Genomic DNA, 26,293 nt, shown 5'->3' with positions numbered 1-26,293 from the left:
CCGGATAAGCCGGATAAGCGTAGCGCCATCCGGCAATTAACCGATAACGCGGCCCGGGAGAACGCCGGGCCTGCCAGGTTATTTCGCGCAGTTAGCGCACTGTTTGCTGACAATCTGCTGGAAGAAATCGTTGCCTTTGTCATCCACCAGGATAAAGGCCGGGAAATCTTCTACTTCAATTTTCCAGATAGCTTCCATGCCGAGTTCCGGATACTCGACGCACTCCAGATGCTTAATGCTCTGTTGTGCCAGAACCGCCGCCGGGCCGCCGATACTGCCCAAATAAAAGCCGCCATGTTTTTTACAGGCATTCGTGACCTGCTGACTACGGTTGCCTTTCGCCAGCATGATCATACTGCCGCCGTGGGATTGCAGCAGATCGACATAAGAGTCCATTCGGCCTGCGGTGGTGGGGCCTAATGAGCCAGATGGATAACCTGCCGGGGTTTTTGCCGGACCTGCGTAATAGATGGGATGGTCTTTAATATACTGCGGCAGGTCTTCGCCGGATTCAATACGCTCTTTTAGCTTCGCGTGGGCGATATCGCGACCTACGATAATGGTGCCCGTCAGCGACAGGCGAGTCGAGACCGGGTACTGCGATAGCTGGGCGAGGATCTCTTTCATCGGACGGTTGAGATCGACTTTCACCGCGTCGCCTTCGCCCGCCTGACGCAGCGCTGGCGGAATATACTGGCCCGGATTGTGTTCCAGTTTTTCGATCCAGATGCCTTCGCGGTTGATTTTCGCTTTGATGTTACGGTCGGCCGAGCAGGAGACGCCCATCCCCACCGGACAGGAAGCGCCGTGACGCGGCAGGCGAATGACGCGAATATCGTGGGCGAAATATTTCCCGCCGAACTGGGCGCCGAGGCCAAGTTTTTGCGCTTCTTCCAGCAGTTCCTGTTCCAGGTGGAGATCGCGGAATGCCTGGCCGTGCTCGTTACCTTCCGTCGGCAGCGCGTCGTAATAGTGGGTGCTGGCGAGTTTAACTGTTTTCAGCGTGCTTTCCGCCGAGGTGCCGCCAATGACAAAGGCGATATGGTATGGCGGACAGGCTGCGGTGCCCAGCGTGCGCATTTTCTCAACGAGGAAGTTTTTCAGCTTGCCTGGGGTGAGCAGCGCTTTGGTCTCCTGATAGAGATACGTTTTGTTTGCTGAACCGCCGCCTTTCGCCACGCAAAGGAACTTGTACTCGTCGCCGTCGACGGCATAGAGATCGATTTGCGCTGGCAGGTTGCTGCCGGTATTGACCTCTTTGTACATATCCAGCGGCGCGTTCTGCGAGTAGCGCAGGTTATCTTCGATATAGGTATTAAACACGCCTTTGGAGAGCGCGGCTTCATCGCCGCCGCCCGTCCAGACGCGTTGGCCTTTTTTACCCATGATAATCGCCGTGCCGGTATCCTGGCAGGTCGGCAGAATGCCTTTGGCGGCGATCTCGGAGTTTCTCAGGAATTGCAACGCCACATATTTGTCGTTTTCGCTGGCTTCGGGGTCATGGAGAATGGCGGCGACTTGCTGCTGGTGTTCAGGACGGAGCATAAAAGACGCATCATGGAAGGCCTGCTGAGCCAGCAACGTTAACGCCTGCGGCTCAACGTTGAGGATAGATTCTCCATTGAATTCACTGACGCTGACATAATCGGAGGTGAGCAGATAATACTCTGTTTTGTCCTCTCCCATCGGGAAAGGCGCCTGATAGATAAACTCTTTTTTCGACATGTGCTTCCAGCCTAATAGTAAGAAAATGTATTAAGAGCCTCATGGGCCAGGCTCTAAGTCGCGCGCCGCGCATAGCCGGGCGGCGCGCGCGGCCATTACAGGAATCCGTACATTGCGGCAAAGATCCAGCCAAAGACGCAGGAGACGCTCACGCCAATCAAACCCGGCAGAATGAAGCTGTGGTTAATGACGAAGCGGCCAATACGGGTTGTGCCGGAACGGTCAAACTGAATCGCCGCCAGATCGCTTGGGTAGGTCGGCAGGATATAGTAGCCATAACATGCCGGCGCAGAGGCCACGATATACGCCGGATCGACACCGATAGCCAGCGCGACGGGAACAATCGCCGCCAGCGCCGCTGCCTGGGAGTTAACAAACTTGGAGACCAGAAGCAGAACGATGGCATAGGCCCACGGATACTCTTTGACCATTTCGCCCAGCACGCCCTGAATTTCCGACATATGCGCGCCGAACATGGTTTCCGCCATCCAGGCGATCCCGTATACCGCGACAATCGCAATCATACCGGAACGAAAAACTTCGTTTTTTGAGATAGACGCAGGATTGGTTTTGGTCAGGATGATAATGAGCGCTCCGGTCAGCAGCATAAACATCTGAATGACCAGCACCATCGACAACGGTTTGCCGCCGAAGGTTGGACGTAAGTCGGAGTCCGCGCCCAGGAGAGCGACCACGGCAATCGCCGCCAGGAAGATCCACATCGCCAGCCAGTTGCTTTTCGGCAGTTTTTTATCCAGCAGCGTCGCGGTATCGCCGTACACGTACTGACGGTTTTCCGGTACGGAAATAAATTTCTGAAACGCTTCGTCTTTATCCAGATCTTTACCGCGGAACCAACTAAAAATACCGATTGCCAGGATACCGAGCAGGGTTGACGGGATGGTGATCGACAGCAGATCGAGGAACTCCAGATGTTTTCCGTCAAATGTCACGTTGCCCAGCATCGCTACCAGAGAAACAACGGCGACGGAAACCGGACTGGCGATGATGCCCATTTGCGCGCCGATAGAACTGGCCGCCATTGGACGTTCCGGACGGATATTATTCTTGATCGCCACATCATAGATAATCGGCAAAATGGTGTAGACCACGTGGCCTGTCCCACACAGAATCGTCAGGGTACAGGTGACGAACGGCGCCACAATAGAGACGTATTTGGGGTTGCGACGCAGCAGCTTTTCGGCAATCTGCAGCATCACATCCAGCCCGCCTGACGCCTGCAACGTCGCCGACGCGGCGACTACCGCGATAATGACCAGCATTACGTCAACGGGCGGTTTACCTGGCTGGAGATGGAAAACAAACACCAGAATGACCAGACCAATACCGCCCAACAACCCGAGCGCGATCCCGCCCTTTCGGGCGCCATAAAACAGACATATTAATATTATGAGAAGCTGTATACTAAATAACATTTTTATTTATCCTCGCGATAAACCAAGTCAATTTTGATAAATGGATCACAGCCATCTTCTGATTTGTGTGAATGAGCATCAGGAAATGGCGAATATTCAATGCGCCAGTGGCGACGATTAACGATTAAGCTTTTTACAGAGTTGCTTTAAGTAATTATTTTCTTGCGATGGTGATGTTCAGAGGGGAGTACCCTCTGGCGATGGGCAGGTGGAGTCAGCGAGAGCAGTAAATTATGATTTGTCTGTTTTAAAAACAGGCGTTTATTCTTTAATTTTTGTGTCTCGCCATCAGGTAAATCACGAGATAAAGCGAACAGAATGTGACTTATGTGATCATTGTCACGCCATTTTTTTAAATTATTAGTATGGCGTGTGGAGACGCGTATCTGCTCACCAATATACGTATTGTCCATAGGCGTAGCACAAGCTCCATTGCTACAAACATAATTTTATTTAAGTGTCAGGAAAATTCCGGACAAATCCCTTTTTTAATAAAAATACACACTCTCGGCATGGGATAATACTTAATTAACTTTTGTTAGCGTTTTGAAATTAAAAACAGCGCAGAGCGCTGTAATAATAGAAAATAACGTTAACAGGCCTGGGTTGAGTATATTTGATCTGACACAATTTCCCAGGTTTGTTATTAATGTGATAGCGTTTTTATTGGCATTGTTATAATAAATGTTACCAGGATATAACGCTTCGCGTCGGCTTTATGCGGTATCCTTACTGACAATATTGTTTCAGTAAAGAGTAATGTTCCGGCTGAACGCGGTAGCGGTAAACCGGCCTGCCGGTCACGCCGTAATGAATACTGGTAAACAAGATATGGCAATTCACCAGCCAGATAAGATATTTACGGCAGGAGACGCGTGAGATATTCACTTCGTTGGCCAACTCGTCGGTAGAAAATTCCTGCTCCTGATGCGCATCAATCCACTGGCATAAGGTGCGTAGCGTTTGCTGCGTCAGCCCTTTTGGCAGCCGACGAGGCTCCTGCTCGTTGGATGAATTACCGTGAATGAGCAGGTCAAGCTCAGACTGTTCGTAATACTGGCGTTTTTCCATCGCCGTTTTCTTACGTAGCCAGCCGGTCAACGCTTCTTCAAAGCGCGTGGCCTGAAAAGGCTTGATCAGATAATCCACCACGCCGTAGTGAAGCGAATCTTTAATGGTGGCGGCGTCAGCGGCAGAAGAAATGACAATAACGTCGCTTTTGCAGCCTGCGCTGTGCAGGACAGGCAGCAGATCCAATCCGTTTTCCTGCTGCATGTAGATATCCAGCAGGATTAGGTCAATGTGATTTTCACTGTTGAAGATAAACTCTTTCGCTTTTTCCAGCGTCGAAGCGGTTCCACAACAATGAAAACCGGAGATTTGCGCGACATAGCGGCGATTTAACTCCGCGACCATCGCATCGTCATCGACAATTAATACATTGATCATAGGCTGGTCCTTTTTCCATCCCAGGGTAACTGTACAAAAAATTGTGTGAAGATCCCAGGCTCGGACTCCACGGAAATTACGCCGCCAAGCGCTTCAACCTGCTGTTTAACCAGCGCTAAACCGACGCCGCGTTCGGCGCCTTTCGACGAGACGCCTTTTTCAAAAATCGCCTCGATGCGCTCAGGTTCGATACCCGGACCGTCATCGCTCACTTCGCAATGCAGCCAGCCATGACGGTAGTGTAACGAGACGCTGATTTCGCCGCCGGATTCCTGGCTCAATGCTTCCAGCGCGTTTTCAATCAAATTACCCAGCGCCGTAATCAGCACCGTAACCTGATCTTCATTGTTATTATCCGGTAACTGGCTGTCGCTGCTTATCACCAGGCTGTGCCCGAAATCAGAGGCGCGAGTAATTTTACTGAGCAAAAAGCCAGCGATAATCGGCGACTTTATTTTACCCAGCAGCAAACCGATCTCTTCCTGATAGTTATTGGCCGTCTTGATAATATACGCTTCAAGCTGCTTATAACTCTTCAGGTGCAATAATCCCAGAATCACATGTAATTTGTTCATGAATTCGTGGGATCGTTCACGGAGCGCATCCGCGTAGTTCACCATCCCGTCCAACCTCTGCATCAGTTGGCGAACTTCTGTTTTATCCCTGAAGGTGGATATCGCGCCGATAATTTCGCCGTTGCTGCGCACCGGAACGGTATTCACCAGCAGCAGGCGGCCTTTGACGATGATCTCTTCATCGCGGCGCGGCGTACCGTCACGCAACACTTCGCTAATGTCCACCACCTGCGACCAGGCATGACTCAGGGTGGATAATCTGGCGTCATCCTGCGTTTTTCGATAATCGAGCAGCGCCTGCGCCGCATGGTTAATCAACGTGACTTCGCCGCTATCATCCACGGCGATAACGCCCTCTTTGATTGACTGCAGCATTGCCTGGCGTTGTTCAAACAGGGTTGAGATCTCATAGGGTTCGAGGCCAAACAGGATACGTTTTAGCACCTTGACCAGCGCATACGTGCCTAATAACCCCACCAGAGCGCCGAACAGAATGGACCAGATAATACTGCCGCGGCTATTGTTGATCTGCTGCGTAACGTGACTGAGTTCCAGGCCAATCGCTACCACGCCGATCTGCCGGTGGCGTTCATCATAAACCGGTGTGAAAACGCGCAGCGCTTTGGCAAGAAAGCCGCGATTAATGGCAACGTTTTCCTTTCCCTGCAGCGCGAGCAGAATATCATCGCCTTTGAACGGTTGGCCGATTCGCTGCGTTTCTGGGTGCGAATAACGGATGCCCTGCATATTGGTCACCACAATAAACAAAAAGCCATTATGCTGGCTCACCGCTTCGGCGAGCGTCTGAATGCCGCTTTCCGCAGGCGGTTTTTTCAGCCCCTCGCGAACTGCCGGAGAGTCCGCCAGCGAGCGCGCCACCGCCAGCGCTTTATCTGCCAGCGCGTCGCGCGTCATGCTGCTGATTTGCGAAAAATAGATCAGATGGACCACAACGAGCACCGAAAACAAAACGGCGCTGACCATCAGAATGACGGTAGTGCCGAGTTTCATGGGGCGTTTGCGTAACGCCCGGCATGGCAGGGAGTGTTTCATAGTGGACCTGAGCGGACGAATCGTAAGGTTATTATCCCTGATGAGGCGTCTAATTCAAAGGCATAGGCGATGTTGCTCCAGTGTTGAAAGGCCCGTCTTGCCTTGCAGGGGGCGCTACCTGCTCATGTCGACTGGCAAACGTCATGTCGTTAATTAATATCGCCGGATACCGTGATGGGTAATTTATTTTCATCAGAATTACATAAAATAATTTTTCATTAATTTTTATAATAACGTATGCGGTATCACATTTTATTTTTACTGACGTTCAGAATGCGTTTGATCACAATCAATCAGCACAAATATTTAATCTATTATGATTAGTTTTCATTACATATTATTAATAATTATGGAAGCAATGTGAGAAATAAAAAATGGAAATAAAAAAATGGCTGAACACAACCATAACCCGACGTGATGCTATTGTCGCTACTGCAAAAGTAGGGGCGGCGGTGACGCTAAGTCAGGCGATTACGCTGCCTTTTGCTACCACTGCCCAGGCGCAGGATACCCCGATACCGAAGGATGCCAACGGCGAAACCGTCAGGCACAGCGCCTGTCTGGTCAACTGTGGCAGTCGATGCCCGCTTAAGGTTATCGTGAAAAATGATCGCATTGTGCGTATTGAACCGGAAGACGCGAAAGATGACGCGGTATTCGGCGAGCATCAGATTCGTCCCTGCCTGCGCGGGCGTTCCAGTCGCTGGCGCGTCTATAGCCCGGATCGCATTAAGTATCCGATGAAAAGAGTGGGAAAACGCGGCGAAGGAAAATTTAAACGTATTTCATGGGATGAGGCCACAGCCTTTATTGCGGCGGAATTAACGCGCGTTAGCGAAAAATATGGCCGGGAAGCTATTTATTATAATTATCAATCCGGCGCGTATTATCACACGCAGGGCAGACCCGCCTGGATAAGATTACTAAATCTCACCGGCGGTTATTTAAATTATCACAACACCTATTCCACGGCGCAAATTGCCACCGCCACGCCTTATACCCACGGTGATTATGTCGGTAGCCATTTTACGCAGATCGCGCATTCCGATCTGGTGGTGCTATTTGGCCTGAATCTCTCAGAAACGCGGATGTCCGGCGGCGGTCAGGTTGAAGAGCTGCGCCGGGCGCTGGAAACCTCAAAAGCCCGGGTCATTATTATCGATCCGCGCTATACCGATTCGGTGATTACCGAACACGCCGAATGGCTACCGATTCGCCCAACCACGGACGCTGCGTTAGTCGCCGGCATAGCGCATACGCTGATTACCGAACAGCTTCTCGACGAGGCGCTGGTAAACCGCTATTGCGTCGGCTATGACCGTAGCACCTTGCCGGACACGGCTGCGCCTAACGCCAGCTATAAAGATTATGTTCTTGGCACGGGCGATGATGGTATCGCGAAAACCCCGGAATGGGCGGCGGATATCACCGGTATTCCGGCAACGCGTATTCGCCAACTGGCGCGCGAAATCGCCTCGGCGCGCGCCTGCTATATTTGCCAGGGCTGGGGGCCGCAGCGTCATGCCAACGGCGAACAAACCGTGCGTGCTATTCAGACGCTGCCAGCGTTAACCGGCCACTTCGGGCGGCCCGGCACCAACAATGGCAACTGGCCTTACGGTACGCCGTATGGCGTGCCATTGTTGCCCGTCGGTAAGAATCCGATCACAACCTCTATTCCTTGCTATCTGTGGACGGACGCCATTCAGCATCCGGAGAAAATGACCGCGACGACAATGGGTGTGAAAGGCGCGGACAGGCTAAAAACCGGAATTAAGCTGTTTTTCAACCAGGCCGGTAATACCTTGCTGAATCAGCACGGCGAAACGAACCGCACCCGACAAATTCTCGCGGATGAATCGCTGTGTGAAACCATTATCGTGATTGAAAACCATATGACGCCCAGCGCGATGTATGCGGATCTGCTGTTGCCGGAGACCAGCTATCTTGAGGCGGAAGACCTGGTGGACAGCTCCTATGCGGCGGGATCGCATAACTATATGATTGCGATTCAGAAAACCGTTAAACCGATGTGGGAAGTGCGCAGCACGTATGACATCTGCGCGGATATCGCCGGGCATCTTGGACTGCGCGAGCAATATACCGAGGGCCGAACTCAGGCGCAGTGGGCGGAGATGCACTATCAGCAGATCCGTGAAAAACGTCCATACCTGCCGGAGTGGAGCGTGGCGAAAGAGATGGGCGTGATTGACCAGCGTATCGCTACCGAGCAGCAGAGCCTTGCGTTTGCCGATTTCCGCGCCGACGCCGAGGCTAATCCACTCTCCACGCCGTCGGGCAAAATTGAAATTTACTCCCAGGCGCTGGCGGATCTGGCGCAAACGTGGACGTTGCCAGAAGGCGAGCGAATTCCCGCATTGCCGGAATTTTGTCCGGCGAAAGAGTCGCATCTTAACAAAGCGCTGACGGCGAAGTATCCGTTACAGTTAAGCGGCTTCCATACCAAAGGGCATACCCACTCGACCTACAGCAATGTGCTGATGCTGCATGAGGCAGTGCCGGATGAAGTCTGGATTAACCCGATTGACGCCAGCGCCCGCCAATTGAAGTCCGGCGATCGGGTGCATGTATTCAATGACCGCGGCGTGGTGGAGCTTCCCTGTAAAGTGACCCAGCGCATTTTACCCGGCGTGGCGGCGATGCCGCAGGGCGCGTGGACGCGGCTTGACGGCAACGGCGTTGATGTCGGCGGCTGTATCAATACGCTGACCAGCCACCATCCTTCGCCGCTGGCGAAAGGCAATCCGCAGCATACCAATCTGGTTGAAATTAAACGCGCTTAAGGAGTGATGTACGATGAAACAGTATGGCTTTTATGTTGACTCCTCGCGCTGTTCAGGCTGTAAAACCTGCCAGGTAAGCTGCAAGGATAATAAAGATCTGGATGTCGGTCCGAAACTGCGCCGCGTCTATGAATATGGCGGCGGAAGCTGGGTGAAAGAGGGGGAAAGCTGGCATCACGACACCTTTACCTACTACCTCTCTATTGCTTGTAACCATTGCGATGAGCCGGTATGTGTCTCCGGCTGTCCGACCGGGGCGATGCATAAACGCAAAGAAGATGGTCTGGTCGTGGTGGATGACAGCGTATGCGTCGGCTGTCGCTATTGTGAAATGCGCTGCCCCTACGGCGCGCCGCAGTTTGATACGCAGGCGAACGTGATGCGTAAATGCGACGGTTGTCTTGACCGACTGGAGAACAATCTGCGCCCTATTTGTGTGGATTCTTGCCCGCAGCGAGCGCTGGATTTTGGCCCTGTCGATGAATTACGGGCAAAATATGGCACGGAGAATCAAATCGCGCCGCTGCCTTCAGCGTCGTTCACCCATCCTAACCTCATTATTAAACCGCATCCGAAAGCGAGACCCACGGGCGATACGGAAGGCGCAATCATGAACATTCGGGAGGTGCGCCATGCATGAGTTACCGCTGGTCTTTTTTACGGTCTTTACCCAGAGCGCGGTCGGCGCGTTTATTCTGCTGCTGATTGGCGGCGCAATGGGGCTGGTCGCGCCGCGGCGCAAGGCTATTGGTCTGTTCTCGGTGATGTGCCTGTTTGGGCTTGGCGTCATTGTCGGCACCTTCCACGTCGGGCAACCGCTGCGTGCGCTGAATATGCTGCTGCGCGTCGGACATTCGCCGATGAGTAACGAGATTGTCTTGTCGGCGGCTTTTGCGGCGCTCGGCGGGCTGGGGGCGCTCGGTTTGTTGCTGAACCGGGCGACGCCGCTGTGTAACGCGTTGGTCTGGTTGGCGGCGATAGTCGGAGTTGTCTTCTTATACGCCGTTCCGCAGATTTACCAACTGCCGACGGTGGCGACCTGGCGTTCATCTTACACTACGGCAATGATGATATTGACGCCGTTGATTGGCGGCGGCGCGTTGGCGGCATTGTTTGGCGTGCGCCGTCTGGGGCTACTGGTCAGCGTGTTGGCGATTTTGGTGAGCTTTTGTCTGCGCCCGGGCTATATGGCGACGCTGATGAGCGCCGATAGCGCTCTGACCGCCGCGCAGCATAGCTGGTTTACCGCCCAGGCGATATTGCTGGCGGCGGGCGTGGTCGGGGTGGTGGTCTGCGCGCGCCTGAAATCGAGCGCTGCGGTGCTGGCCATGACGGCTGTGGTGGTTATCGCGGCGGAGTTGGCGGGTAGGATTGCGTTTTACAATCTGTGGACGCTGCCAATGTAGTTTTTTGCCCGGTTTATGCCATGTAAGCCTGATCAGCGTAGCGTCATCAGGCGAAATATTTCAGGAGCTATTGCTATGCTTTCCCGTGCTGTTTTGCCGCGTATCCTCGGCGCACTGTTTTACTACTCCCCTGAGAGGCCGGAGGTGAAAGCGTTGTTCGATTGTTTGCCAACGTTGCCTGAGCTTTACCCCTGGCGCGATCGCGGACATATTGAATCACTGTGTGCGTCATGGTCGCTACCGGATGATGATGCGCTTACATGGCAATTTTCTGTGTTGTTTGAAGGCCAGGGAAAGATGCCCGTCCCGCCCTGGGGATCGGTCTATCTGGAAAAAGATAATTTGCTGATGGGGGAAACCACCGCCGATTATCGAGCTTTTTTACAGTCGCAGGGAATGGTATTCACTGGCCGTGAACGCGAGCCGGAAGATCAGTTTGGCCTGATGCTATTGGCCTGTAGCGATCTGCTGGCACGAGGCGACAACGTGGCGGCCAACCGGTTACTGGAGGCGCATCTGCTGCCCTGGGGATTCCGCTATCTGGAATTGCTGCAACGCAATACCGTTAGCGCCTTCTATGCCCGGCTTGCCGTCGTAGCGACCTGTTATCTGCAGGATGTTCAGCAGCAACAGGGACTACAGCCTGAGAATAAACGGTTGTTTTTCTGAGGTATTGGTCAGGTTTTGATGACGTGCCGTAATACTTGTGCCGCCATTGTGCCCGCTGTTGCGTCAGCGGGCACAGTTTACTATTACAGCTCCGGCGTCTTTTTGAAACCGGTCAGCATCAGCACCAGGCTCTGTTTTGAGTCCGCTGGCGTGAAGTCGTAGTGATTTCCCTGACGGTCGCCGCCGATATACCAGGATATTTCCGTTTTCCCTTCCGCCAGCGCTTTGCGCACCGCTTTATCGACATCAACCATGCGATACTCATGTGAATGGTCCAGATATAACACGGCATCGGAACGGTAGTTGATCGCCGGTTTATTGTTCCAGGACACGGTACTGACGTGCCAGTCACTGCTGGTCGGGTAAAAGAAAATTTGATCGGCGCCGTTCGTTTCCGTTTTGCCGCCAAAAAGGCGAATACGGTATTTGAATAGCGAAGCGTCCATATTGGCAGGCAGGGGCGGGATCTTAAATTTCACCAGCGTGAGCGTTTCCGGGTGCTGCGTGCGTCCGCCATTTGTCCAGTCATCCTGTACGTACAAGGTATCGACGCTGGCATGAGGCTTGTCGTCTTCGCTGCTTACCCAGGTATTTTCTTCCGCTTTACTGTAGGCGTAAGGAACCGTAGTGCCGCAATCCAGTCCCTGATTCATACACAGATCCGTCATAAACTGCGCGCCATCTTCCGTCCAGCCATTCATAAAATCGGCATGGGCAGTATAAAGACTTCCCCAGCGCTCTTCCCGGGTTTCGCCATGCATTACCGGGTCCATCGACAATTCCACTTTAGACGTATCCAGCGAGGAGATCTGCGGGAGTACCCAGGCGATGTTCATATTCACCGTTGGGATTTTTACCGGATAGTCTGCGGAACATTTCCCGTGGTCGGCATAGATAGCGTTATTGTGGCTATGGGTCGGTTTCAGGTTGACGCCATCCCAACAGTTGGGGAAAGCGATCCCGATATTAAACTGGACGGCATCGCCCGCTTTACGCAGGCCGCATATTTCGCCTACCTTGTTGGTGTAACCTTTGCCGTTGGCACATAAAAAGGTGATTGCGGAACTGGGGCCAGTACCGTGATGATCGCCTGCCAGTAACTCCAGCCCGGCCGGGAATGGATGGAGCGGATATTGCGCTACATTTGTGGATTGATAATAGGTCTTTTGGTAGGCCGGATTTACGATTTCACCATCAGGTAATTTCATGGACGGCGCCCAGTAAGCGGAGCTGTCGGCTTTATTATCACAGGTGGTATCGGGTTGCGCGCGCAACGTCTGGTAGGTAGAGACCGCGTCGGTGTGGGTGTTGCCAAAAAAGTCATGCCACATCGCCTGATTCGCTTTACCAAACATCATAATCGCGTCATCGCCCAGCGTGTGGTGATAGCCGCACACGACATGCGCCTGAGGACCGGCATGGGCCGGGAATGCGCCAGCGGCAACGAGCGTAGCCAGGCTGACGGTAATAAGGTTGAGTTTCATTTTTTTTGCTGCCCGGTTGAATAGAAGTGGGAGCAGCAATAGCAGATCAAATTGCGGTGTTACATCTCATTAATTATCACTTTTTGTCATTTGCCCTGCATACAGGGGCGAATTTGCAGACGTACTATTTAAATAATTAGCCGAAACTACCCTCCTCTTGATTATGTCAATTTACAAAAAGGGTACGTTAGTGATTAAAATCGGGCTTTTTGTGATAACCCTCACTATTTCATTTTGCCTATGCTAATGGCGCTCGCCATAACCGAATAACGATTCTATCGGACATCGGCTTTATTTTTAAGAAATGCGTTACGACATCAGTCGTGACGCGATCTGCTATGGATTTTTTATGAGATTACTAAAACGCGTTATTGTGGTTGTACTCTTGGGCGTGATTTTATTTATGGTCAGGGACGATATACGCTATGTTTATCAACTGATCCTCAAATATGGTGATAAACCCTCGGCGCTAGCACTGAGTAGCTATAAAGCGGTTATTCAGCAAAAACCAGTCGCAGGAGTTAAGAGTAACCTTTCAGGTTTGACCTACTCCGCCGAAGACAGGATGCTTTTCGCCGTTATTAATAATCCCCCTGAACTGGTCTGGTTAACGACAGAAGGGCAGCTGGTAGGGCGGATGCCGCTCCAGGGCATCCACGACCCGGAGTCTATTGCATGGAGTGGGGGCAACCAGTTCCAGATAGGCAGTGAGAAAGATGGCGCGGTTTATAAAACACAGGTGGATATTCAGCGCGGCACCATGCAGATAATCTCCATGGTGAAGCTTGAGGGTTATGACAAAGCAAAAAATAAAGGGCTGGAAGGTACGGCATGGGATGCGAAAAATGAGAGATTATATGTCGCAAAAGAAAGAAAACCCATTATGATCAAAGAAGTAGAGATGAGCAAAAATGGTATCACCAGAGCGTTGCCTTCTGCCATCACTGCAAGTGTGAGCGATGTCTCCGGACTTGAATACCATGCCCCAACGGATTCGCTGCTGGTGTTGTCGGACGAGTCAAAAATGATTCTGGAGGTCAGTTCCGAGTGGCGGGTGCGCGATCGATTGTTCCTGACGGCGGAGTGGTCAGGGCTCAGAGATGATATCCCCCAACCAGAAGGGATTGCCATGGATAATGAAAATAATTTGTATATTGTGAGTGAACCAAATCTGTTTTATAAATTTTCGTGTGATATACAGAATGACTAAAATGTATTTTTACTGTCACAGTATGCTAAAACAGAACAAGGTTATTAATACCATGATTTGACGATTGCTTGATTCGTTGATTCATTGTTGGGGATATTTATGTTTTACTTACCTCAGTAACGGATTACTTTGTGGTGTAGCGTAACGGTAATTGTCCTCCTCATATTTGCGGCAGCGTAGTCTGCCGCTTTTTTTTATAAATTAACTCTCTCTGTAATAATTAACAGACAATAAATATTATTCTGTTTTTTTCAGGAGGCCTCCGAAGAGACCTCGCATGGTGATGTTTAGTTATCAGGCATAATATTCTTCATCAACACTTACCGAATGCCATGTCGCCTCGCTAAGCGAAATCATTTCATCTACGCCGGAACTCTTGTTAACCGGGTTTTCCGTCGGCGATGTACCTGTAAATGTTCCACTGGCTGTGGCGCTATTACCGGCGGGATCGGTGGCCGTTATGGTGTACTGATTCGCCCCCGACAGAATAGCGGATTGCGGAACAGAAACATGCCAGTTACCGGTATCGTTATCAACACTGGCGGAGTAGAGTCGCTCGTCAGCCAGCCGATAGACAGCGAAGAATTACCCCATAGCGTTTGCGGAACGAACACTGATTGAACAGCTTTCATTCACTGCTGTTCCCGGAGATTTTATGGGTATTATCGGTACATCAGGTTCAGGTAAATCTTCTTTAATCAAAGCACTATCAAATTCCAGTCATTGCTATACGGGAACAGTTAAATTAAACAACATAGATATCACACCGATCTCTGAAGATGATATCCAGAATTGCCTTGCCTACCACTCTGGCAACATTTTAGAAAAAATTACGTAATATCGACTGATATGTAAAACTCATTCAGCATCAAATGGATTAATTCAACATCAGTAGTAATATCCATTTTTTTATAGGCTGATCTCTTTTGTGTTGAAATCGTTTTTATATTTCGATCTAATAAATTTGAGCAACTTTTAACAGATAATCCTGCTGCCACGTAATAAATAACTTTTTTCTCACTCAATGTTAGATCGAATTTTTTAGCGAGCAACAGAATTCCATCTTTTATATTAATATGTTTTGCTTTGTTCTTATACTGCATTGTCAGATATCTCAATTAACATATTGATGACGAGAGGAAGATAAAAACGCTAAAAATTCTGATGGTGTAGTTTTGAAGTGTTTTTTAAAAACGCATGTAAAATAAGAAGCACTATCATAACCACACATATAAGCCACTCGGGTAATATTATATTCACTATTGCGTAGAAGTTTTGTCGCTTTATTCATTCGCGCATTAAGGTAAACTTCGCTGAATGAGGTGTTCTCTTGTTTCAATTTCCTTTTTAATGTGGAACAACTCATATAGAGTGAGTCAGAAATATCCTTGAGTGCCCATTTTCGACTTATGTCGCTTATAATAATATTATAAATGTTTTCGGCTAATGTATTTTGCGATAGTTCTCTGAAGAGAGCAAATGCTTCGGGTTCATAGATGAACTCTGAAAGTAGAAATCTTATTAAATATTCCTTTTTATCTTGGGATAGTTTTTGGCTTTTATTTGAAGAGTGTAAGAGGTTGAATACTCTTGCTACGCCTGTTTCTATTGGCGCTAACAGATGTTTTGTCATCGGTTTTGTTAATGGGGCCGAAAAGTCTGCATGTTCATACAGAAAAAAATTATAAGCATTTTTTATTGATGCTGAATCTAATTCAATTAAATTATAATTTAACTGTTCATGAGTCTCTTCCATAGTGATATGAATAGTTTGATCTTTAGCTAAAAATATTAACATTGGCCCTGATGCCGTAATATACTCCCCGGACGATGTCGAAATTGAAATTTTACCCGTGGTGAGCTTGATGAGTACGGACTGCAGTAAATTTAATCCCTGGAGTGATAAGGATTTCCTCTGCCAGTTTTGCGCTGATTGTAAACATTCAATGCTCCCCACCTGGACAGGTGAGGGATTAAATACTTTTAGCATGATAATTTCCTTTTATTAAATGTGCGTGTATATCAAAAATTATTCTGAAAAATATTTCAAAAAAACTAATATATAGCTATATAATTATTTGCGAACTTAAGGTATCAGGTGGCGATCTTTTCATTTTCTATGGAAAATGCTATTTTATATTGCATTTCTACATATTATAGTATCGTTAAAAAACTATGTCGCGTATAAAAAAAAGATGGAAATTTACAAGAATTGGCTCATGTTATTATCAAATTATCTCTTTAAAATTTGAATTAAGTAATAATTGCCTTTAATCTTTTAGAGAATAGCTCTTTAATTTCATGGAGGTAGTTAGCATAAGGTATAAGATCTGATGTTAATTTGTGATAAGGTTTATCCTGGAGGTAAATATTAACGCTCTCGGCCAGGAAAGGCATACAACGCGGTAAATATATACTGCGGCGGATAGACGGTGTAGCGATATCCGGAAGTTTGAGGGGGAGGGGAAGCATTCAATCGTATGGTTGGCTTTATGAAAAACGGTGTAACACGTTATTGAGGATCTTTGATCTTACCCAGCAATAGTGGTCACGTGACTAAGTGAGTAAACTCTCAAGCAAGAGGTGACTCATATGAAAAAACCAGCATCAACCACCAAAAAGCCACGCAAGCAGCACACGCCTGAATTTCGTCAGGAAGCCCTGAAACTGGCTGAACGCATTGGGGTGGCCGCTACCGTCCGCGAGCTTAACCTGTATGAATCACAACTCTATAACTGACGAAGCAAACAGCAAAATCAGCTCTCTTCTTCTGACCGCGAACAGGCGATGCCCGCAGAGATCGCCCATCTAAAACGTCCACTGGCAGAAGGGGATGAGGAACTGGCCATTCTCCAGAAGGCCGCGACATACTTCGCGAAGCGCCTGAAATGAAGTATGTCTTCATCGAAAAACATCAGGCTGAATTCAGTATCAAAGCCATGTGCCGTGTACTTCAGGTTGCCCGTAGTGGCTGGTACGTCTGGCATCAGCGTCGTCATCAGATAAACCAGCGTCAGCAGTTCCGCCTTGTCTGTGATAACGTCGTCCGGGAGGCATTCAGTGACGCAAACAGCGCTATGGTGCGCCACGCCTGACGGATGTATAACATAAAAACCGTGGCGGCCAGCCTGAGATGCGTTACAGATGGTGCAATGGCGGCGTAAACGACTGGGAAAAGTCAGCGTGCATACAGACAGAGGTGGTCAGTACTATTCAACGGATTAGCAGAGCTTACTGAAACGACATAATCTGCGGGGGAGTATGAGCGCCAGAGGCTGTTGTTATGACAATGCCTGTGCAGAAAGCTTCTTTCACACGCTGAAGGTGGAACGTATCCACGGAGAGGACTTTGCCAGCTGGGAAATAATGCGGACAGCAGTGTTTAATGATATCGAGTGTGATTACAATCAATGGCGTCGTCACAGTGCCTGTGGCAGTCTCAGTCCGGAACAATTTGAAAACCAGAACCTTGCTTAGGGTTGTGTCCATATTACGCGGGTAGGATCAGTCCATTTCTGTAGTCTGCCTGTTGTTCTTCATCGTCAGTTGAAGTAACAGCTTTACCTCCGGCTACAGTAAGGATGATTGAAAAAATCATTTTAATGGCTTCAGCCAGCCCATTAAAAAATTACTTTCCAACTATCTGATTTATTAGAGGTATTGTCTTTCATTAAGATAGCGAGTCCTGGTGGTTTAAAAATAAAGACACAGTATTATAATGAAAATAACACATCATTAAATATTGAATTTGCTAACTCGTTGTGTGATGCTGAAATGATTTTATTGCATATTATTAATTTCTGGGATGAATGTTATGAATGGAAAATTTTTGTGTGGTTTATTGGTTTCGCTATTAATTAGCTGATGCGGTGACGATAACACCCCTACAGAGAAAGTCTTGAAAGAACAATTTAGTAATCAATTTCATGGGCGTCTTATCCTTGATTCAATTGATATCAAGGAAACATCGGTTGATGGAAATAAGAGAACATATGCTGCTGATGGCTTACTTTCTACTGGCTACGATCTGTATACGCCAGTTGCCTCGTTAACTGATTATATTGTTGTTCAAAAATCGTGGGATAAAGGCAAAGATATTAAATTCTCAGCAACTTTGAACAGTCTTGGTAATAAAGATACTGGATGGAAAACAATATTTTCTTCATTACAAATGTCAGAAACACCAAAAGGCAATCCAATTCCTAATGTTGAAACTGACGGTAAATATATCATCATGGATGGAGCAGGTTTTGATGATAAAATAAATGCAATTAAAGATGAATATGCCAGGAAGAAATCAAAACTAAACGAATTAAATAATGATATCGCAAAAATTAAAACTAATATATTAGTTATTAATAAAGAAATCGATGAGTATTGGGGGAAAGGGGAAGATGGAAAAACACAAAGCCGTTATTTTGTTCAGCGTGATTTGAATAAAGAGCTGGAACTCTTTAATAAAGAAAATGCTCCTTATTATTTTGAGAAGAAGTACAATACTGAAGTTTTCGACCCAGCAATGAAGGCTCGCCGGGAAAAATTAAAGAATTACAGGTTGAGTGATTTTGATGACATAAGGGCGGAGAAACGTGCTGTATTAGAAAAACATAAAGAAGAATACTCCGTAAAATATAATGAAATTAATGAGAAGATAAAAGCGAAAATGAAGGTGCTCGATGATGGTTTACAAGAGTTGATAGCAAAGAAACGTGGTCTCATACAGCAGCAATCAACCATCTCAGACGAGATTCGCAATCTTGATTATCAATATAAAAATTGGGTAAATTTTATGGAAGAGCTAAATAAAAGAAAATAACTGACTATTATTATGAGTGATAAAAAAGAGACTGAAATCTGGTCTCTTTTTTTGAGCCTGTCAGTAATTCTATATAACTGCCAATATATTAAAGGTGATTGCTCAGGCGGTCACCGAATTCGATAATAAAGCGGCCCATCGCCAGTCGCCAGTTCTGGATCGGCATACTCCATTTTTTTGATGCATCCTTGATTGCCAGATAAATAACTTTTCGTACCGAGTCATCCGTCGGGAACACTTTGCGTTTCTTAATCGTGGCACGGATCACGCTGTTCAGGGATTCGACTGCGTTTGTAGTGTAGATGGTAGATGGTCTTGCGGATATCCGGCGGATAACTGAAGAGCGTATTGAGGTTTTCCCAGTGCGCACGCCAGCTTTTGCTGATTTGCGGATATTTCGGGAAGACGCTGTTTATCGCATCCGGGAAGCCCTTCAGACCGTCCACACAAGCAATCAGGATGTCCTGAAGGCCCCGCTTTTTCAGCTCCGTCAGCACGCTTAGCCAGAACTTTGTGCCTTCATTTCCGGACAGCCACATGCCGGCAACGCTTTCTGACCTTCGGTATTGATCCCCAGCGCAGGGAAAACTGCTTTGTTTATCACACTGCCATTCTGATGAACTTTGACAACATACAGTCCATATAAACAAAGGGATACAGCGTATCCATTTGTCGGTTTTGCCACTCAGTGACCTGCTCTTTTACGGCGTCGGTGACTTTAGATATCAGCGTGGGCGACACATCGGAGTCGTACATTTCTTTGAAGGTGGCAACGATTTCGCGGGTAGTCATGCCTTTGGCGCAGAGGGATAAAATCTGGCTGTCCATCTGCGTAATGCGCGTCTGGTGCTTCTTAATCAGCTGTGGTTCGAAGGTATTTTCACGGTCACGCGGCGTGTTCAGTTCGATCTCGCTGTTATTGCATAACACCGTTTTTGACGAGTAGTCATTGCGGGTGTTTGAGCCTGTTTTGGGCGCATTTTTCTCATACCCGGGGTGGTCAGCCAGCTCCGCATTGAGCACTGTTTCGACGGTAAGCTTCGTCAACATGCGGGAAAAAGCATGGAGATCGGCTTCGGTTTTAAGGCCTTCAGCCACTTCAGCCGCAAGGGCTTTAAGTTTCTTTTCGTCCATAATTGCCTGTCTCTGTTGTTGGAGTGAACATATCAAAAACAGGCAATTACACAATTTTAATTACAGTCTCACGCCCGGTCGTCCCTACGCAGTTGCACTTCCTTTCATTTGCTGTGGCCAGTTTGCGGGAAGACTTTCACCTTCAGTAATTAAGTTCGGGGCGTTCTTCTTTACTCAATAAATTATTTTTGTCGTTCAGCTCCTCACGGACTTTTGCCAGTGACTTCTGAAAAGCCGGGATTGTTTGCAGCCTTGCAAACTCTACTGCTCCCACATAACGGCCAGCATCAACATCGCTTTGCCAGTGAGCACCGCATATCACTCTGCTTTGCCCGAACTCCCATCCTCGTCTGGCGAGCTCCTGCGCGCGTTCCGGTCTGGCCTGGGATAATACTAATGCCAGAAGTGTACCATAAGCAGTATGCCCGGAAGGGTAAGAGCCATCTTTTCTCAAAGTATCCTCATCTTCAGGACGGCAGGTAGAATGATTAAATAAGACAAAGGGACGAGTACGCATATAATATTTTTTTGCCGAAGCAGTAGCGTAGTAGCCGCCCATTTCCAGAAGATTCTGTAACATATTCCAGGTTTCTGGCGTATCTTTGGGATTAATTTTAGCACCCACTACTGGCGAGAATATTCTGGCTATATTTTCCACGCTTACATCTGCATCCTCAGCAGCTTGTTTCCATCGTGGGGAACCCTTTATCGCATAGCCCTTAAAATAAGCCTCCTTATCATAGCGGAAAGCCGGATCATCATTACCTGGCGGTGGTGGTAAGTAGAACTGACTGTTCACTGATTCTTCAGGAGAATGAAAGGGTTGCACTGTTTCTGCTGATGTATATTTAGCTACGATCAGTGGTAGAAAAAATACTAAATAACGACTTTTCATAAAGACTCACTCCGGATCAGGCAATAATAAACAGATGTAATCCTATAATGATTTATTGCAATGGTTATTCAACATACAGGTAAAAAAGCAGGACGCTGTACTGGCATTATCGTCTGTCCATACCGGACTGACTGCAACGGACAACAGAACAATACTGGTACTTCCGGCTAACAGCATTTTGTTTAACTTTTCTCCCCGGTTGTTTTTTATCTGCGTGCCTGACTGACACGCATTAGGTTAAAATGTTTACGTAATAACAAACTATGAATAAGTATTTTAAGCTATGTGCCCTGTTACCCCGACAACTACCACCAGTCATGATGTGCTGAGTATTAATTCATGATTATGAACAAGAGTCGTAAACAATATTTAAGAATAAAGAAACCGAAAAAGAAAAAATGCCAAAATTGGCGAAGGGATTATTGTTGTCAGTGATGGAAAAGTTCATGGCGGAAATATTGGATTCACTTGTCGAGGCTAGCGAACCGTCAGATGGAGTGATACGCGTTATTACTGATAATAATCTCCCTGTAGCTAAGTAAGCTTTTGACCCTGGCCCAAAATCAGTACAGTGCTAAATCAGAGATCTTCGTCTTTCCGGAGACTTCGGATAAATTCAGCCGGAGTCATGTCATTTAATGATGAATGCGTTCTCTCATGATTGTATTCCCTGCGCCAGTTGTCGGGTTTTTCCTGCGCATCTTCCAGTGACAGGAACCAGTGAATGTTCAGGCATTCATCCCGCAGACTGCCGTTAAATGATTCAATAAACGGGTTATCTGTCGGCTTTCCGGGGCGCGAGAAGTCCATTGTGACGCCGTGTTCATACGCCCATTTATCCAGACTTTTTGAGATAAACTCGCTGCTGTTAATCGTCTGGATTCGTACCGGCACCCGCTTATCCGACACCCGCAGTGCCTCCATTATTCTGACCACATCCTCGCCTTTTAACGATTTTCCGGCATGGCTCGCCAGGCATTCCCGACTAAAATTATCCACTACAGTTAGCGCCCGATCATCACGCCGGCTCTGCCACTGGTAAACGGTTCTGCTCTGCATCAGCAGCCCGCATCCCCGCCGACGCTGATACGGTAAGCCTTCAGCAAAAATGTCACCACGACCCGCTACTCTCTGACCCTAAAAGGATTCTTCGTTATTGTTATCAACCAAATCAGTTATGAGGTGATACAAAACTGTCGAAACACTGTCATCTAGCCAAGTGATACACAAAATACACAGTGAAACACTAACTCGTATCTATATGATAAATATAAAAATAAAAAAGTTGGCACGCATAATGCTGAACAGCGTGTAGCAGTATCTTTTGCCATAGACCATCAATTAAATGAGTCAGGTAAAGTAGAGACAGATAAAGAGGGCATTAGAATGGATTGTACGGTAATTGTGGCAACTCATGGAAAGCTGGCAAACGAATTGATTGAAACAGTCGCAATGCTGGTAGGGCGTTATGAAGACGTTAGGACGCTTGATTTTATGCCCGGAGAAAATGTTGAAGGTCTTATTTTAAAAATGAAACGTGTGGTGGATGCCGTTCCCGGGGATATGCCAGTTTTGTTTGTGGTAGATATGTTCTCAGGGAGTCCGTTTAATGCATCTACTTACTTTGTTAAGCAACGAAAAAACACCAGGGTTGTCGCAGGTGTAAATATTCCTATGCTTGTTAATATTTTCCTTGAACGTCAGGAGTCTACATCGCTTGATCACCTCGTGGATATTGCCATCACCGTGGGACAATCTTCAATTAAACCATTGTAAAACCAAGAGGCCAGAAAATGTCTACTGTATCCTTACTTCGCATTGATGACAGATTAATTCACGGCCAGGTAATGACTGGCTGGGTAAAACATATCAATGCAACTAAAATTATTATTATTGATGATGAGCTCGTCCATGATGATTTTATGATTTCTGTACTGGAAATGGCTGTACCCAACCATATGACACTGAACATTTTTAATGTTGCCCAGGCAATCGACGTGCTGAGTAATGTTAAAGACGATGGCGAAGATGACAAAATTATTATTCTTGTAAAAAGTCCGATTCCGGTACTGGCACTACTACAAGGCGGTGTTAATTTTGAAGAATTAATCGTTGGTGGCATGGGTGTAAATGAAAAGCGCTCTCGACTATATCGTAATCTGGCAGCGTCAGACGTTGAACGTGCGGCATTTAGAGAAATCAATCAGTTAGGAGTACCAATTAATATAAAGGTATTGCCCAGCGATGCCCCAATGGAGCTAATACCTTACTTATAAGTACGATCATAATAACGCAAATATACTCTACAAATATAAAGGATAATATATTATGCTTCTCTCAGCTATTTTAGTCGCCCTCATTGCTATTCTCAGCAATTGGTGGGTTAGCCATTTGCTGACTCGTTCGTGGCTTTATCCAATTATATCGGGTTTTCTTGTCGCACTTGCACTTGGTTCCCCTATCGAGGGGATGAAAGCCGCGGCCTACATTAACCTTGCCTACCTCGGGTGGATGACAGTGGGCGGTACGATGCCCGGTAACCTGCCGGTAGCATCGGTTTTTGGTACGGCGATGACCATTTTAAGTGGTGCCGCGCCTTCAACCGCAGTGGTATTTGCCGTCCCATTTTCTCTGCTGGGGATCCTGACTTTTCAGGCATCGATGAGTTTTAACGCCCTGTGGGTTCACAAAGCAGAAGCGATGCTGGATCGCGGCAATATTACCGGTATGCGGATGATGAACTATATCCCATCCTTTTTTGTAAATATGGTGCTGGTCGGTATTCCTGCATTCTGCATGGTCTATTTTGGCGCGGATTTTATGAAGAACATGCTGACGATGATTCCGCAGAGCCTGGTTAATGCATTTGAGGTTATCGGCGGTATTATGCCAGCGCTGGGTATTGCAATGCTGGTCTCTTTCCTCGGTAAAAAACGTCTGATGCCATTCTTCTTTCTTGGTTTCTTCCTGGTTGCATATCTGAATCTGGGAATCATGGCAATTGCTGTATTTGCGGTTATCGCTGCGGTGATTATGAACATCAATGCTGAACAAAAAGTTTCTGCAACGAAGGGATAAGGGAGAAATTAAAATGGCAACATATCAGACTCTAAATGAATCTCAGCCCAACGAAACTCCAAATACCTCTACGCTTACCCGTAAAGAGTTGCTTAAAACATGGGCTTTAAACTATTCATCCGAAACCTGTTATAACTATGAACGTTTACAGGCTCTTGGACAAACCAGCGCCATGGTGCCGGTTATCCGTAAACTGTATCCAAATGACAAAGCCAGGCAAGTACAAGAGTTAAAAAAGTATCTTAACTTTTTTAATACCGAGCCTTCATTTTGTGGTCATGTGATCACCGGTGTTTCAGTTGCAATGGAAGAACAACGGGCCAATGGTGCCCAGCTACCACCAGAGGCCATTACGTCACTACGCTCAGGCTTAATGGGGCCGGTAGCCGGTATTGGTGATACTCTGCAAGCAATCGTATATTCCATTCTGGCGGCCATTGCCTGTAATCTTGCTATACAGGGAAATATAGCGGGTCCGATACTGTTTGAAGTTTTCTATAAATTCATCATGATATTCTGTAGCCTGAATATGTTCTTTCTGGGATACAGTAAAGGTCGTACCGTTATCCTTGATATTCTGAAAAAAGGATTAATGGATAAATTAACCGACGCATTTGGACTCATTGGTCTGATGGTGGTTGGTGGTATGGCGGCATCCAGAGTTAATATTATCACTCCGGCCTCAATTAACTTAAACGGAGTTACGGTAGTCTTCCAGGATATTTTAAATACATTGCTGCCATCGCTGATTCCATTATTGATAACGCTAGGTATCCTGAAAATGGTAAATAGAAAAATGAAGCCTAATACTGTAATCGCGGTTATCTTTATTGTCGGTATTATCTCCTCTTATCTGGGGATACTGGCAGTGCCTGTTACAAAATAATTGATTACTACTAATACTAGTGCCTGCGGGCACTAGTCTCCGAGGAAAAAAGTATGAAAGTGTTATCATTAACTGAACTCGGTAAATTCGAGTTGCAGGAAAGAGCTATTCCTACGCCACGAGCTGGAGAGGTTTTAGTTAAAATAGGTGCGGCAGGTATCTGTGGATCTGATATTCCAAGAGCATTTGTCAATGGTCCTTATCATTATCCTATTGTTTTGGGACACGAATTTTCTGGTCATATTGTGGCAGTCGGCGAAGGGGTTAAAGAGGATCTGGTCGGTCGTAAAACTGCTATTTTCCCACTTATTCCTTGTAATGAATGTGCATTTTGTAAAGAGCGTTACTATGCGAAATGTACACATTACAGCTATTTTGGCTCACGTCAGGATGGTGGGTTTAGCGAATACCTCAGCGTGCCTGAATTTAACCTGGTATTGCTTGATGATGATGCAGATTTACGTGAAGCCGCTATGCTCGAACCGGCTGTTGTTGGTTTACATGTAATGCGTCGCGCACATCTGGATCTTAATGATAGCGTCGTGATTTATGGCATGGGGCCCATCGGGATTATGATTGCACGCTGGGCGGCGATCTATGGTGCTAAGAAAGTATTGCTGGTTGATATTGACCAGAAGAAAATAGAGTTTTGTCGCGCCCTGGGATTCACAGATATCTGCGACGCAAGCCAGACAGATCCTGTCGAGTGGGTGATGCAACAGACAGAAGGTTATGGTGCTGATGTCTGTATTGAGGGCAGTGGTTCCTCCTCGGGATTCATTAACTCTCTGATGTCCTGTCGGGTATTTGGCAAAGTATTGATGCTGGGGAACCCACACACTGACGTCAATATTCCGCGCGAAATCTACGATAAATTTATGCGTAAAGAAGCGCAGATTATGGGCGTCTTTAACTCTATTTATTCACAACGGCCACATGATGAGTGGAAAGATGCTGCTGCGGCTATTCAGTCCGGCAAGCTAAAAGTGAGCGATCTGATCACCCATGCCGTTCCGATGGAAGAGTTGTCTGCCTTATTTAATCTTATTCGCGACAGTAAAGTCCCCTTTTGTAAGGGAATGATGGTGATGTAAATGGCAACGAAAAATTATCGTGAAAATGTCGGAATAATCGAAAAAGAACTCTCAATGGTTCTGAGCAGAATTGATGAACGGCAAATTGATGAATATATTTCGACACTATTGCAGGCTGAAAAAGTTTTCTTTGTCGGCGTAGGGCGCGTTTTACTCGCACTTGAAATGACCGTCAAGCGTCTTAACCATCTGGGCATCAACGCCTGTGTCGTTGGGGCAGTTAATGAACCCCCTATTGGACCTAAAGATATTTTGGTAGTGGGCTCGGGGTCTGGTGAATCAATCTTTCCAAAGCATATTACTGCCTGCGCTAAACGCTATGATGCAAAAATTGTTCATCTGACTTCCAGCCCGACAAGTTCAATTGCTCAGCTTGCGGACGTTATTGTCGATTTTCACTGTGGCTCAAAAGGTGGAACAGGGGAATATATTTCGATTCAACCTATGACCACGCTATTTGAACAATCTTTGGTCCTGTTTGGCGATCTTGTTTGTCTTGAAATTATGGCTATCAAGCAATTATCGCTGGCTAATGTGAAGCTTAATCATGCAAACCTTGAATAATCGCCGTTGAAAACG

At 47.2% G+C, this 26,293-nt stretch carries 21 protein-coding genes and 8 pseudogenes; 14 read left to right on the top strand and 15 right to left on the bottom strand.

Annotated elements, in window-relative coordinates; all coding sequences use genetic code 11:
- Positions 1 to 78: 78 nt before the first annotated feature.
- The 5 genes from fumA to NA330_RS18850 form a co-directional block, all read right to left on the bottom strand.
- Complete coding sequence (gene fumA / locus NA330_RS18870; RefSeq protein ID WP_052894882.1) at positions 79 to 1,725, bottom strand: class I fumarate hydratase FumA; 1,647 nt, start codon at positions 1,723 to 1,725, stop codon at positions 79 to 81.
- A gap of 95 nt (positions 1,726 to 1,820) precedes the next feature.
- Positions 1,821 to 3,161 carry an anaerobic C4-dicarboxylate transporter DcuB gene (dcuB, locus tag NA330_RS18865; RefSeq protein WP_000899149.1) on the bottom strand — a complete coding sequence of 447 codons (1,341 nt, stop codon included), beginning with the start codon at positions 3,159 to 3,161 and terminating at the stop codon, positions 1,821 to 1,823.
- Positions 3,162 to 3,307: 146 nt separating this feature from the next.
- Complete coding sequence (locus NA330_RS18860) at positions 3,308 to 3,574, bottom strand: hypothetical protein (protein ID WP_001530565.1); 267 nt, start codon at positions 3,572 to 3,574, stop codon at positions 3,308 to 3,310.
- A gap of 316 nt (positions 3,575 to 3,890) precedes the next feature.
- Positions 3,891 to 4,610 carry a two-component system response regulator DcuR gene (dcuR, locus tag NA330_RS18855; protein WP_023203287.1) on the bottom strand — a complete coding sequence of 240 codons (720 nt, stop codon included), beginning with the start codon at positions 4,608 to 4,610 and terminating at the stop codon, positions 3,891 to 3,893.
- Positions 4,607 to 6,238, bottom strand: coding sequence for a sensor histidine kinase (locus NA330_RS18850; protein WP_017465945.1), 1,632 nt, complete (start codon positions 6,236 to 6,238; stop codon positions 4,607 to 4,609). Before NA330_RS18850 ends, dcuR begins: the two co-directional genes overlap by 4 nt.
- Before the next feature lie 374 nt (positions 6,239 to 6,612).
- On the opposite strand from NA330_RS18850, the gene NA330_RS18845 reads away from it, so the two are divergent.
- The 4 genes from NA330_RS18845 (at position 6,613) to NA330_RS18830 (ending at position 11,117) form a co-directional block, all read left to right on the top strand.
- The gene (locus tag NA330_RS18845; protein WP_000403482.1) at positions 6,613 to 9,042 is read left to right on the top strand and encodes a DMSO/selenate family reductase complex A subunit; all 2,430 of its coding nucleotides are present in this window, start codon (positions 6,613 to 6,615) and stop codon (positions 9,040 to 9,042) included.
- 13 nt (positions 9,043 to 9,055) lie between these two features.
- Positions 9,056 to 9,682: a DMSO/selenate family reductase complex B subunit gene (locus tag NA330_RS18840; protein WP_000816143.1), complete on the top strand. Its 627-nt coding sequence runs from the start codon at positions 9,056 to 9,058 to the stop codon at positions 9,680 to 9,682.
- Complete coding sequence (locus NA330_RS18835; RefSeq protein ID WP_000544929.1) at positions 9,675 to 10,448, top strand: dimethyl sulfoxide reductase anchor subunit family protein; 774 nt, start codon at positions 9,675 to 9,677, stop codon at positions 10,446 to 10,448. The genes NA330_RS18840 and NA330_RS18835 overlap by 8 nt, the downstream gene beginning before the upstream one ends.
- A 75-nt stretch (positions 10,449 to 10,523) precedes the next feature.
- Positions 10,524 to 11,117: a TorD/DmsD family molecular chaperone gene (locus tag NA330_RS18830; protein WP_001575311.1), complete on the top strand. Its 594-nt coding sequence runs from the start codon at positions 10,524 to 10,526 to the stop codon at positions 11,115 to 11,117.
- Between the two features lie 83 nt (positions 11,118 to 11,200).
- On the opposite strand, the gene NA330_RS18825 is transcribed toward NA330_RS18830, so the two are convergent.
- Positions 11,201 to 12,601, bottom strand: coding sequence for a CBM96 family carbohydrate-binding protein (locus NA330_RS18825; RefSeq protein WP_001727344.1), 1,401 nt, complete (start codon positions 12,599 to 12,601; stop codon positions 11,201 to 11,203).
- Between the two features lie 304 nt (positions 12,602 to 12,905).
- On the opposite strand from NA330_RS18825, the gene NA330_RS18820 reads away from it, so the two are divergent.
- Positions 12,906 to 13,811, top strand: a complete 906-nt coding sequence (locus tag NA330_RS18820; RefSeq protein WP_001268202.1) for an SdiA-regulated domain-containing protein — start codon at positions 12,906 to 12,908, stop codon at positions 13,809 to 13,811.
- 294 nt (positions 13,812 to 14,105) lie between these two features.
- Here NA330_RS18820 and NA330_RS18815 read toward each other — a convergent pair.
- From NA330_RS18815 to NA330_RS18805, 3 pseudogenes are all read right to left on the bottom strand, one after another.
- Positions 14,106 to 14,243 (bottom strand): annotated as a pseudogene (locus tag NA330_RS18815) (hypothetical protein); the annotation flags it as partial.
- A gap of 36 nt (positions 14,244 to 14,279) precedes the next feature.
- A pseudogene (locus NA330_RS18810) lies at positions 14,280 to 14,378 on the bottom strand (Ig-like domain-containing protein); the annotation flags it as partial.
- Positions 14,348 to 14,447, bottom strand: a pseudogene (locus tag NA330_RS18805) (hypothetical protein); the annotation flags it as partial. The pseudogenes NA330_RS18810 and NA330_RS18805, both read right to left, overlap by 31 nt.
- Positions 14,448 to 14,466: 19 nt before the next feature.
- Here NA330_RS18805 and NA330_RS18800 point away from each other — a divergent pair.
- Positions 14,467 to 14,649, top strand: coding sequence for an ATP-binding cassette domain-containing protein (locus NA330_RS18800; RefSeq protein ID WP_023252989.1), 183 nt, complete (start codon positions 14,467 to 14,469; stop codon positions 14,647 to 14,649).
- Here NA330_RS18800 and rtsB read toward each other — a convergent pair.
- The 3 genes and pseudogenes from rtsB to NA330_RS18785 all read right to left on the bottom strand — a co-directional run bounded on the left by rtsB (position 14,642) and on the right by NA330_RS18785 (position 16,287).
- Positions 14,642 to 14,929: a transcriptional regulator RtsB gene (gene rtsB / locus NA330_RS18795; RefSeq protein ID WP_001541332.1), complete on the bottom strand. Its 288-nt coding sequence runs from the start codon at positions 14,927 to 14,929 to the stop codon at positions 14,642 to 14,644. The genes NA330_RS18800 and rtsB overlap by 8 nt on opposite strands.
- A complete protein-coding gene (locus NA330_RS18790) occupies positions 14,926 to 15,801 on the bottom strand; it encodes an AraC family transcriptional regulator (protein WP_000921669.1) in 876 nt (291 codons plus the stop codon). Before NA330_RS18790 ends, rtsB begins: the two co-directional genes overlap by 4 nt.
- A gap of 263 nt (positions 15,802 to 16,064) precedes the next feature.
- Positions 16,065 to 16,287: pseudogene (locus NA330_RS18785) on the bottom strand (hypothetical protein).
- A 116-nt stretch (positions 16,288 to 16,403) separates the two neighbouring features.
- Here NA330_RS18785 and NA330_RS18780 point away from each other — a divergent pair.
- A pseudogene (locus NA330_RS18780) lies at positions 16,404 to 17,288 on the top strand (IS3 family transposase).
- Between the two features lie 406 nt (positions 17,289 to 17,694).
- Positions 17,695 to 18,627: pseudogene (locus tag NA330_RS18775) on the top strand (DUF1202 family protein); the annotation flags it as partial.
- An 88-nt stretch (positions 18,628 to 18,715) separates the two neighbouring features.
- Here the strand turns inward: NA330_RS18775 and NA330_RS18770 are convergent.
- The 3 genes and pseudogenes from NA330_RS18770 to NA330_RS18760 all read right to left on the bottom strand — a co-directional run.
- Positions 18,716 to 19,761 (bottom strand): annotated as a pseudogene (locus NA330_RS18770) (IS256 family transposase).
- Positions 19,762 to 19,903: 142 nt separating this feature from the next.
- Positions 19,904 to 20,656, bottom strand: coding sequence for a non-specific acid phosphatase (locus NA330_RS18765; protein WP_000842429.1), 753 nt, complete (start codon positions 20,654 to 20,656; stop codon positions 19,904 to 19,906).
- Positions 20,657 to 21,235: 579 nt separating this feature from the next.
- A pseudogene (locus tag NA330_RS18760) lies at positions 21,236 to 21,670 on the bottom strand (integrase core domain-containing protein); the annotation flags it as partial.
- Between the two features lie 372 nt (positions 21,671 to 22,042).
- On the opposite strand from NA330_RS18760, the gene NA330_RS18755 reads away from it, so the two are divergent.
- The 6 genes from NA330_RS18755 to NA330_RS18730 are packed head-to-tail and all read left to right on the top strand — an operon-like array spanning position 22,043 to position 26,278.
- Entirely contained in the window at positions 22,043 to 22,432 is a 390-nt protein-coding gene (locus NA330_RS18755; RefSeq protein WP_001639590.1) for a PTS sugar transporter subunit IIA, read from the top strand.
- Positions 22,433 to 22,449: 17 nt separating this feature from the next.
- Positions 22,450 to 22,932: a PTS system mannose/fructose/N-acetylgalactosamine-transporter subunit IIB gene (locus NA330_RS18750; protein WP_000108907.1), complete on the top strand. Its 483-nt coding sequence runs from the start codon at positions 22,450 to 22,452 to the stop codon at positions 22,930 to 22,932.
- A gap of 52 nt (positions 22,933 to 22,984) precedes the next feature.
- Positions 22,985 to 23,734 carry a PTS mannose/fructose/sorbose/N-acetylgalactosamine transporter subunit IIC gene (locus tag NA330_RS18745; protein ID WP_001747728.1) on the top strand — a complete coding sequence of 250 codons (750 nt, stop codon included), beginning with the start codon at positions 22,985 to 22,987 and terminating at the stop codon, positions 23,732 to 23,734.
- A 13-nt stretch (positions 23,735 to 23,747) separates the two neighbouring features.
- Positions 23,748 to 24,620 (top strand): PTS system mannose/fructose/sorbose family transporter subunit IID, encoded by an 873-nt coding sequence (locus tag NA330_RS18740; RefSeq protein ID WP_000257248.1) that lies wholly within the window; start codon positions 23,748 to 23,750, stop codon positions 24,618 to 24,620.
- 53 nt (positions 24,621 to 24,673) lie between these two features.
- Positions 24,674 to 25,714, top strand: coding sequence for a galactitol-1-phosphate 5-dehydrogenase (locus tag NA330_RS18735; RefSeq protein WP_000866540.1), 1,041 nt, complete (start codon positions 24,674 to 24,676; stop codon positions 25,712 to 25,714).
- Positions 25,715 to 26,278, top strand: coding sequence for an SIS domain-containing protein (locus NA330_RS18730; protein WP_000201885.1), 564 nt, complete (start codon positions 25,715 to 25,717; stop codon positions 26,276 to 26,278).
- Positions 26,279 to 26,293 lie beyond the last annotated feature (15 nt).

Source organism: Salmonella sp. NW722 (assembly GCF_051702785.1).
GTDB lineage: Bacteria > Pseudomonadota > Gammaproteobacteria > Enterobacterales > Enterobacteriaceae > Salmonella > Salmonella enterica.
This window is presented reverse-complemented; position numbering and strand designations above follow the sequence as displayed.

Bases quoted from the DNA above. Each gene is read 5' to 3' on its own strand.
- fumA (WP_052894882.1), bottom strand. From the start codon at position 1,725: ATGTCGAAAAAAGAGTTTATCTATCAGGCGCCTTTCCCGATGGGAGAG.
- dcuB (WP_000899149.1), bottom strand. From the start codon at position 3,161: ATGTTATTTAGTATACAGCTTCTCATAATATTAATATGTCTGTTTTAT.
- NA330_RS18860 (WP_001530565.1), bottom strand. From the start codon at position 3,574: ATGGACAATACGTATATTGGTGAGCAGATACGCGTCTCCACACGCCAT.
- dcuR (WP_023203287.1), bottom strand. From the start codon at position 4,610: ATGATCAATGTATTAATTGTCGATGACGATGCGATGGTCGCGGAGTTA.
- NA330_RS18850 (WP_017465945.1), bottom strand. From the start codon at position 6,238: ATGAAACACTCCCTGCCATGCCGGGCGTTACGCAAACGCCCCATGAAA.
- NA330_RS18845 (WP_000403482.1), top strand. From the start codon at position 6,613: ATGGAAATAAAAAAATGGCTGAACACAACCATAACCCGACGTGATGCT.
- NA330_RS18840 (WP_000816143.1), top strand. From the start codon at position 9,056: ATGAAACAGTATGGCTTTTATGTTGACTCCTCGCGCTGTTCAGGCTGT.
- NA330_RS18835 (WP_000544929.1), top strand. From the start codon at position 9,675: ATGCATGAGTTACCGCTGGTCTTTTTTACGGTCTTTACCCAGAGCGCG.
- NA330_RS18830 (WP_001575311.1), top strand. From the start codon at position 10,524: ATGCTTTCCCGTGCTGTTTTGCCGCGTATCCTCGGCGCACTGTTTTAC.
- NA330_RS18825 (WP_001727344.1), bottom strand. From the start codon at position 12,601: ATGAAACTCAACCTTATTACCGTCAGCCTGGCTACGCTCGTTGCCGCT.
- NA330_RS18820 (WP_001268202.1), top strand. From the start codon at position 12,906: ATGCGTTACGACATCAGTCGTGACGCGATCTGCTATGGATTTTTTATG.
- NA330_RS18800 (WP_023252989.1), top strand. From the start codon at position 14,467: ATGGGTATTATCGGTACATCAGGTTCAGGTAAATCTTCTTTAATCAAA.
- NA330_RS18790 (WP_000921669.1), bottom strand. From the start codon at position 15,801: ATGCTAAAAGTATTTAATCCCTCACCTGTCCAGGTGGGGAGCATTGAA.
- NA330_RS18765 (WP_000842429.1), bottom strand. From the start codon at position 20,656: ATGAAAAGTCGTTATTTAGTATTTTTTCTACCACTGATCGTAGCTAAA.
- NA330_RS18755 (WP_001639590.1), top strand. From the start codon at position 22,043: ATGGATTGTACGGTAATTGTGGCAACTCATGGAAAGCTGGCAAACGAA.
- NA330_RS18750 (WP_000108907.1), top strand. From the start codon at position 22,450: ATGTCTACTGTATCCTTACTTCGCATTGATGACAGATTAATTCACGGC.
- NA330_RS18745 (WP_001747728.1), top strand. From the start codon at position 22,985: ATGCTTCTCTCAGCTATTTTAGTCGCCCTCATTGCTATTCTCAGCAAT.
- NA330_RS18740 (WP_000257248.1), top strand. From the start codon at position 23,748: ATGGCAACATATCAGACTCTAAATGAATCTCAGCCCAACGAAACTCCA.
- NA330_RS18735 (WP_000866540.1), top strand. From the start codon at position 24,674: ATGAAAGTGTTATCATTAACTGAACTCGGTAAATTCGAGTTGCAGGAA.
- NA330_RS18730 (WP_000201885.1), top strand. From the start codon at position 25,715: ATGGCAACGAAAAATTATCGTGAAAATGTCGGAATAATCGAAAAAGAA.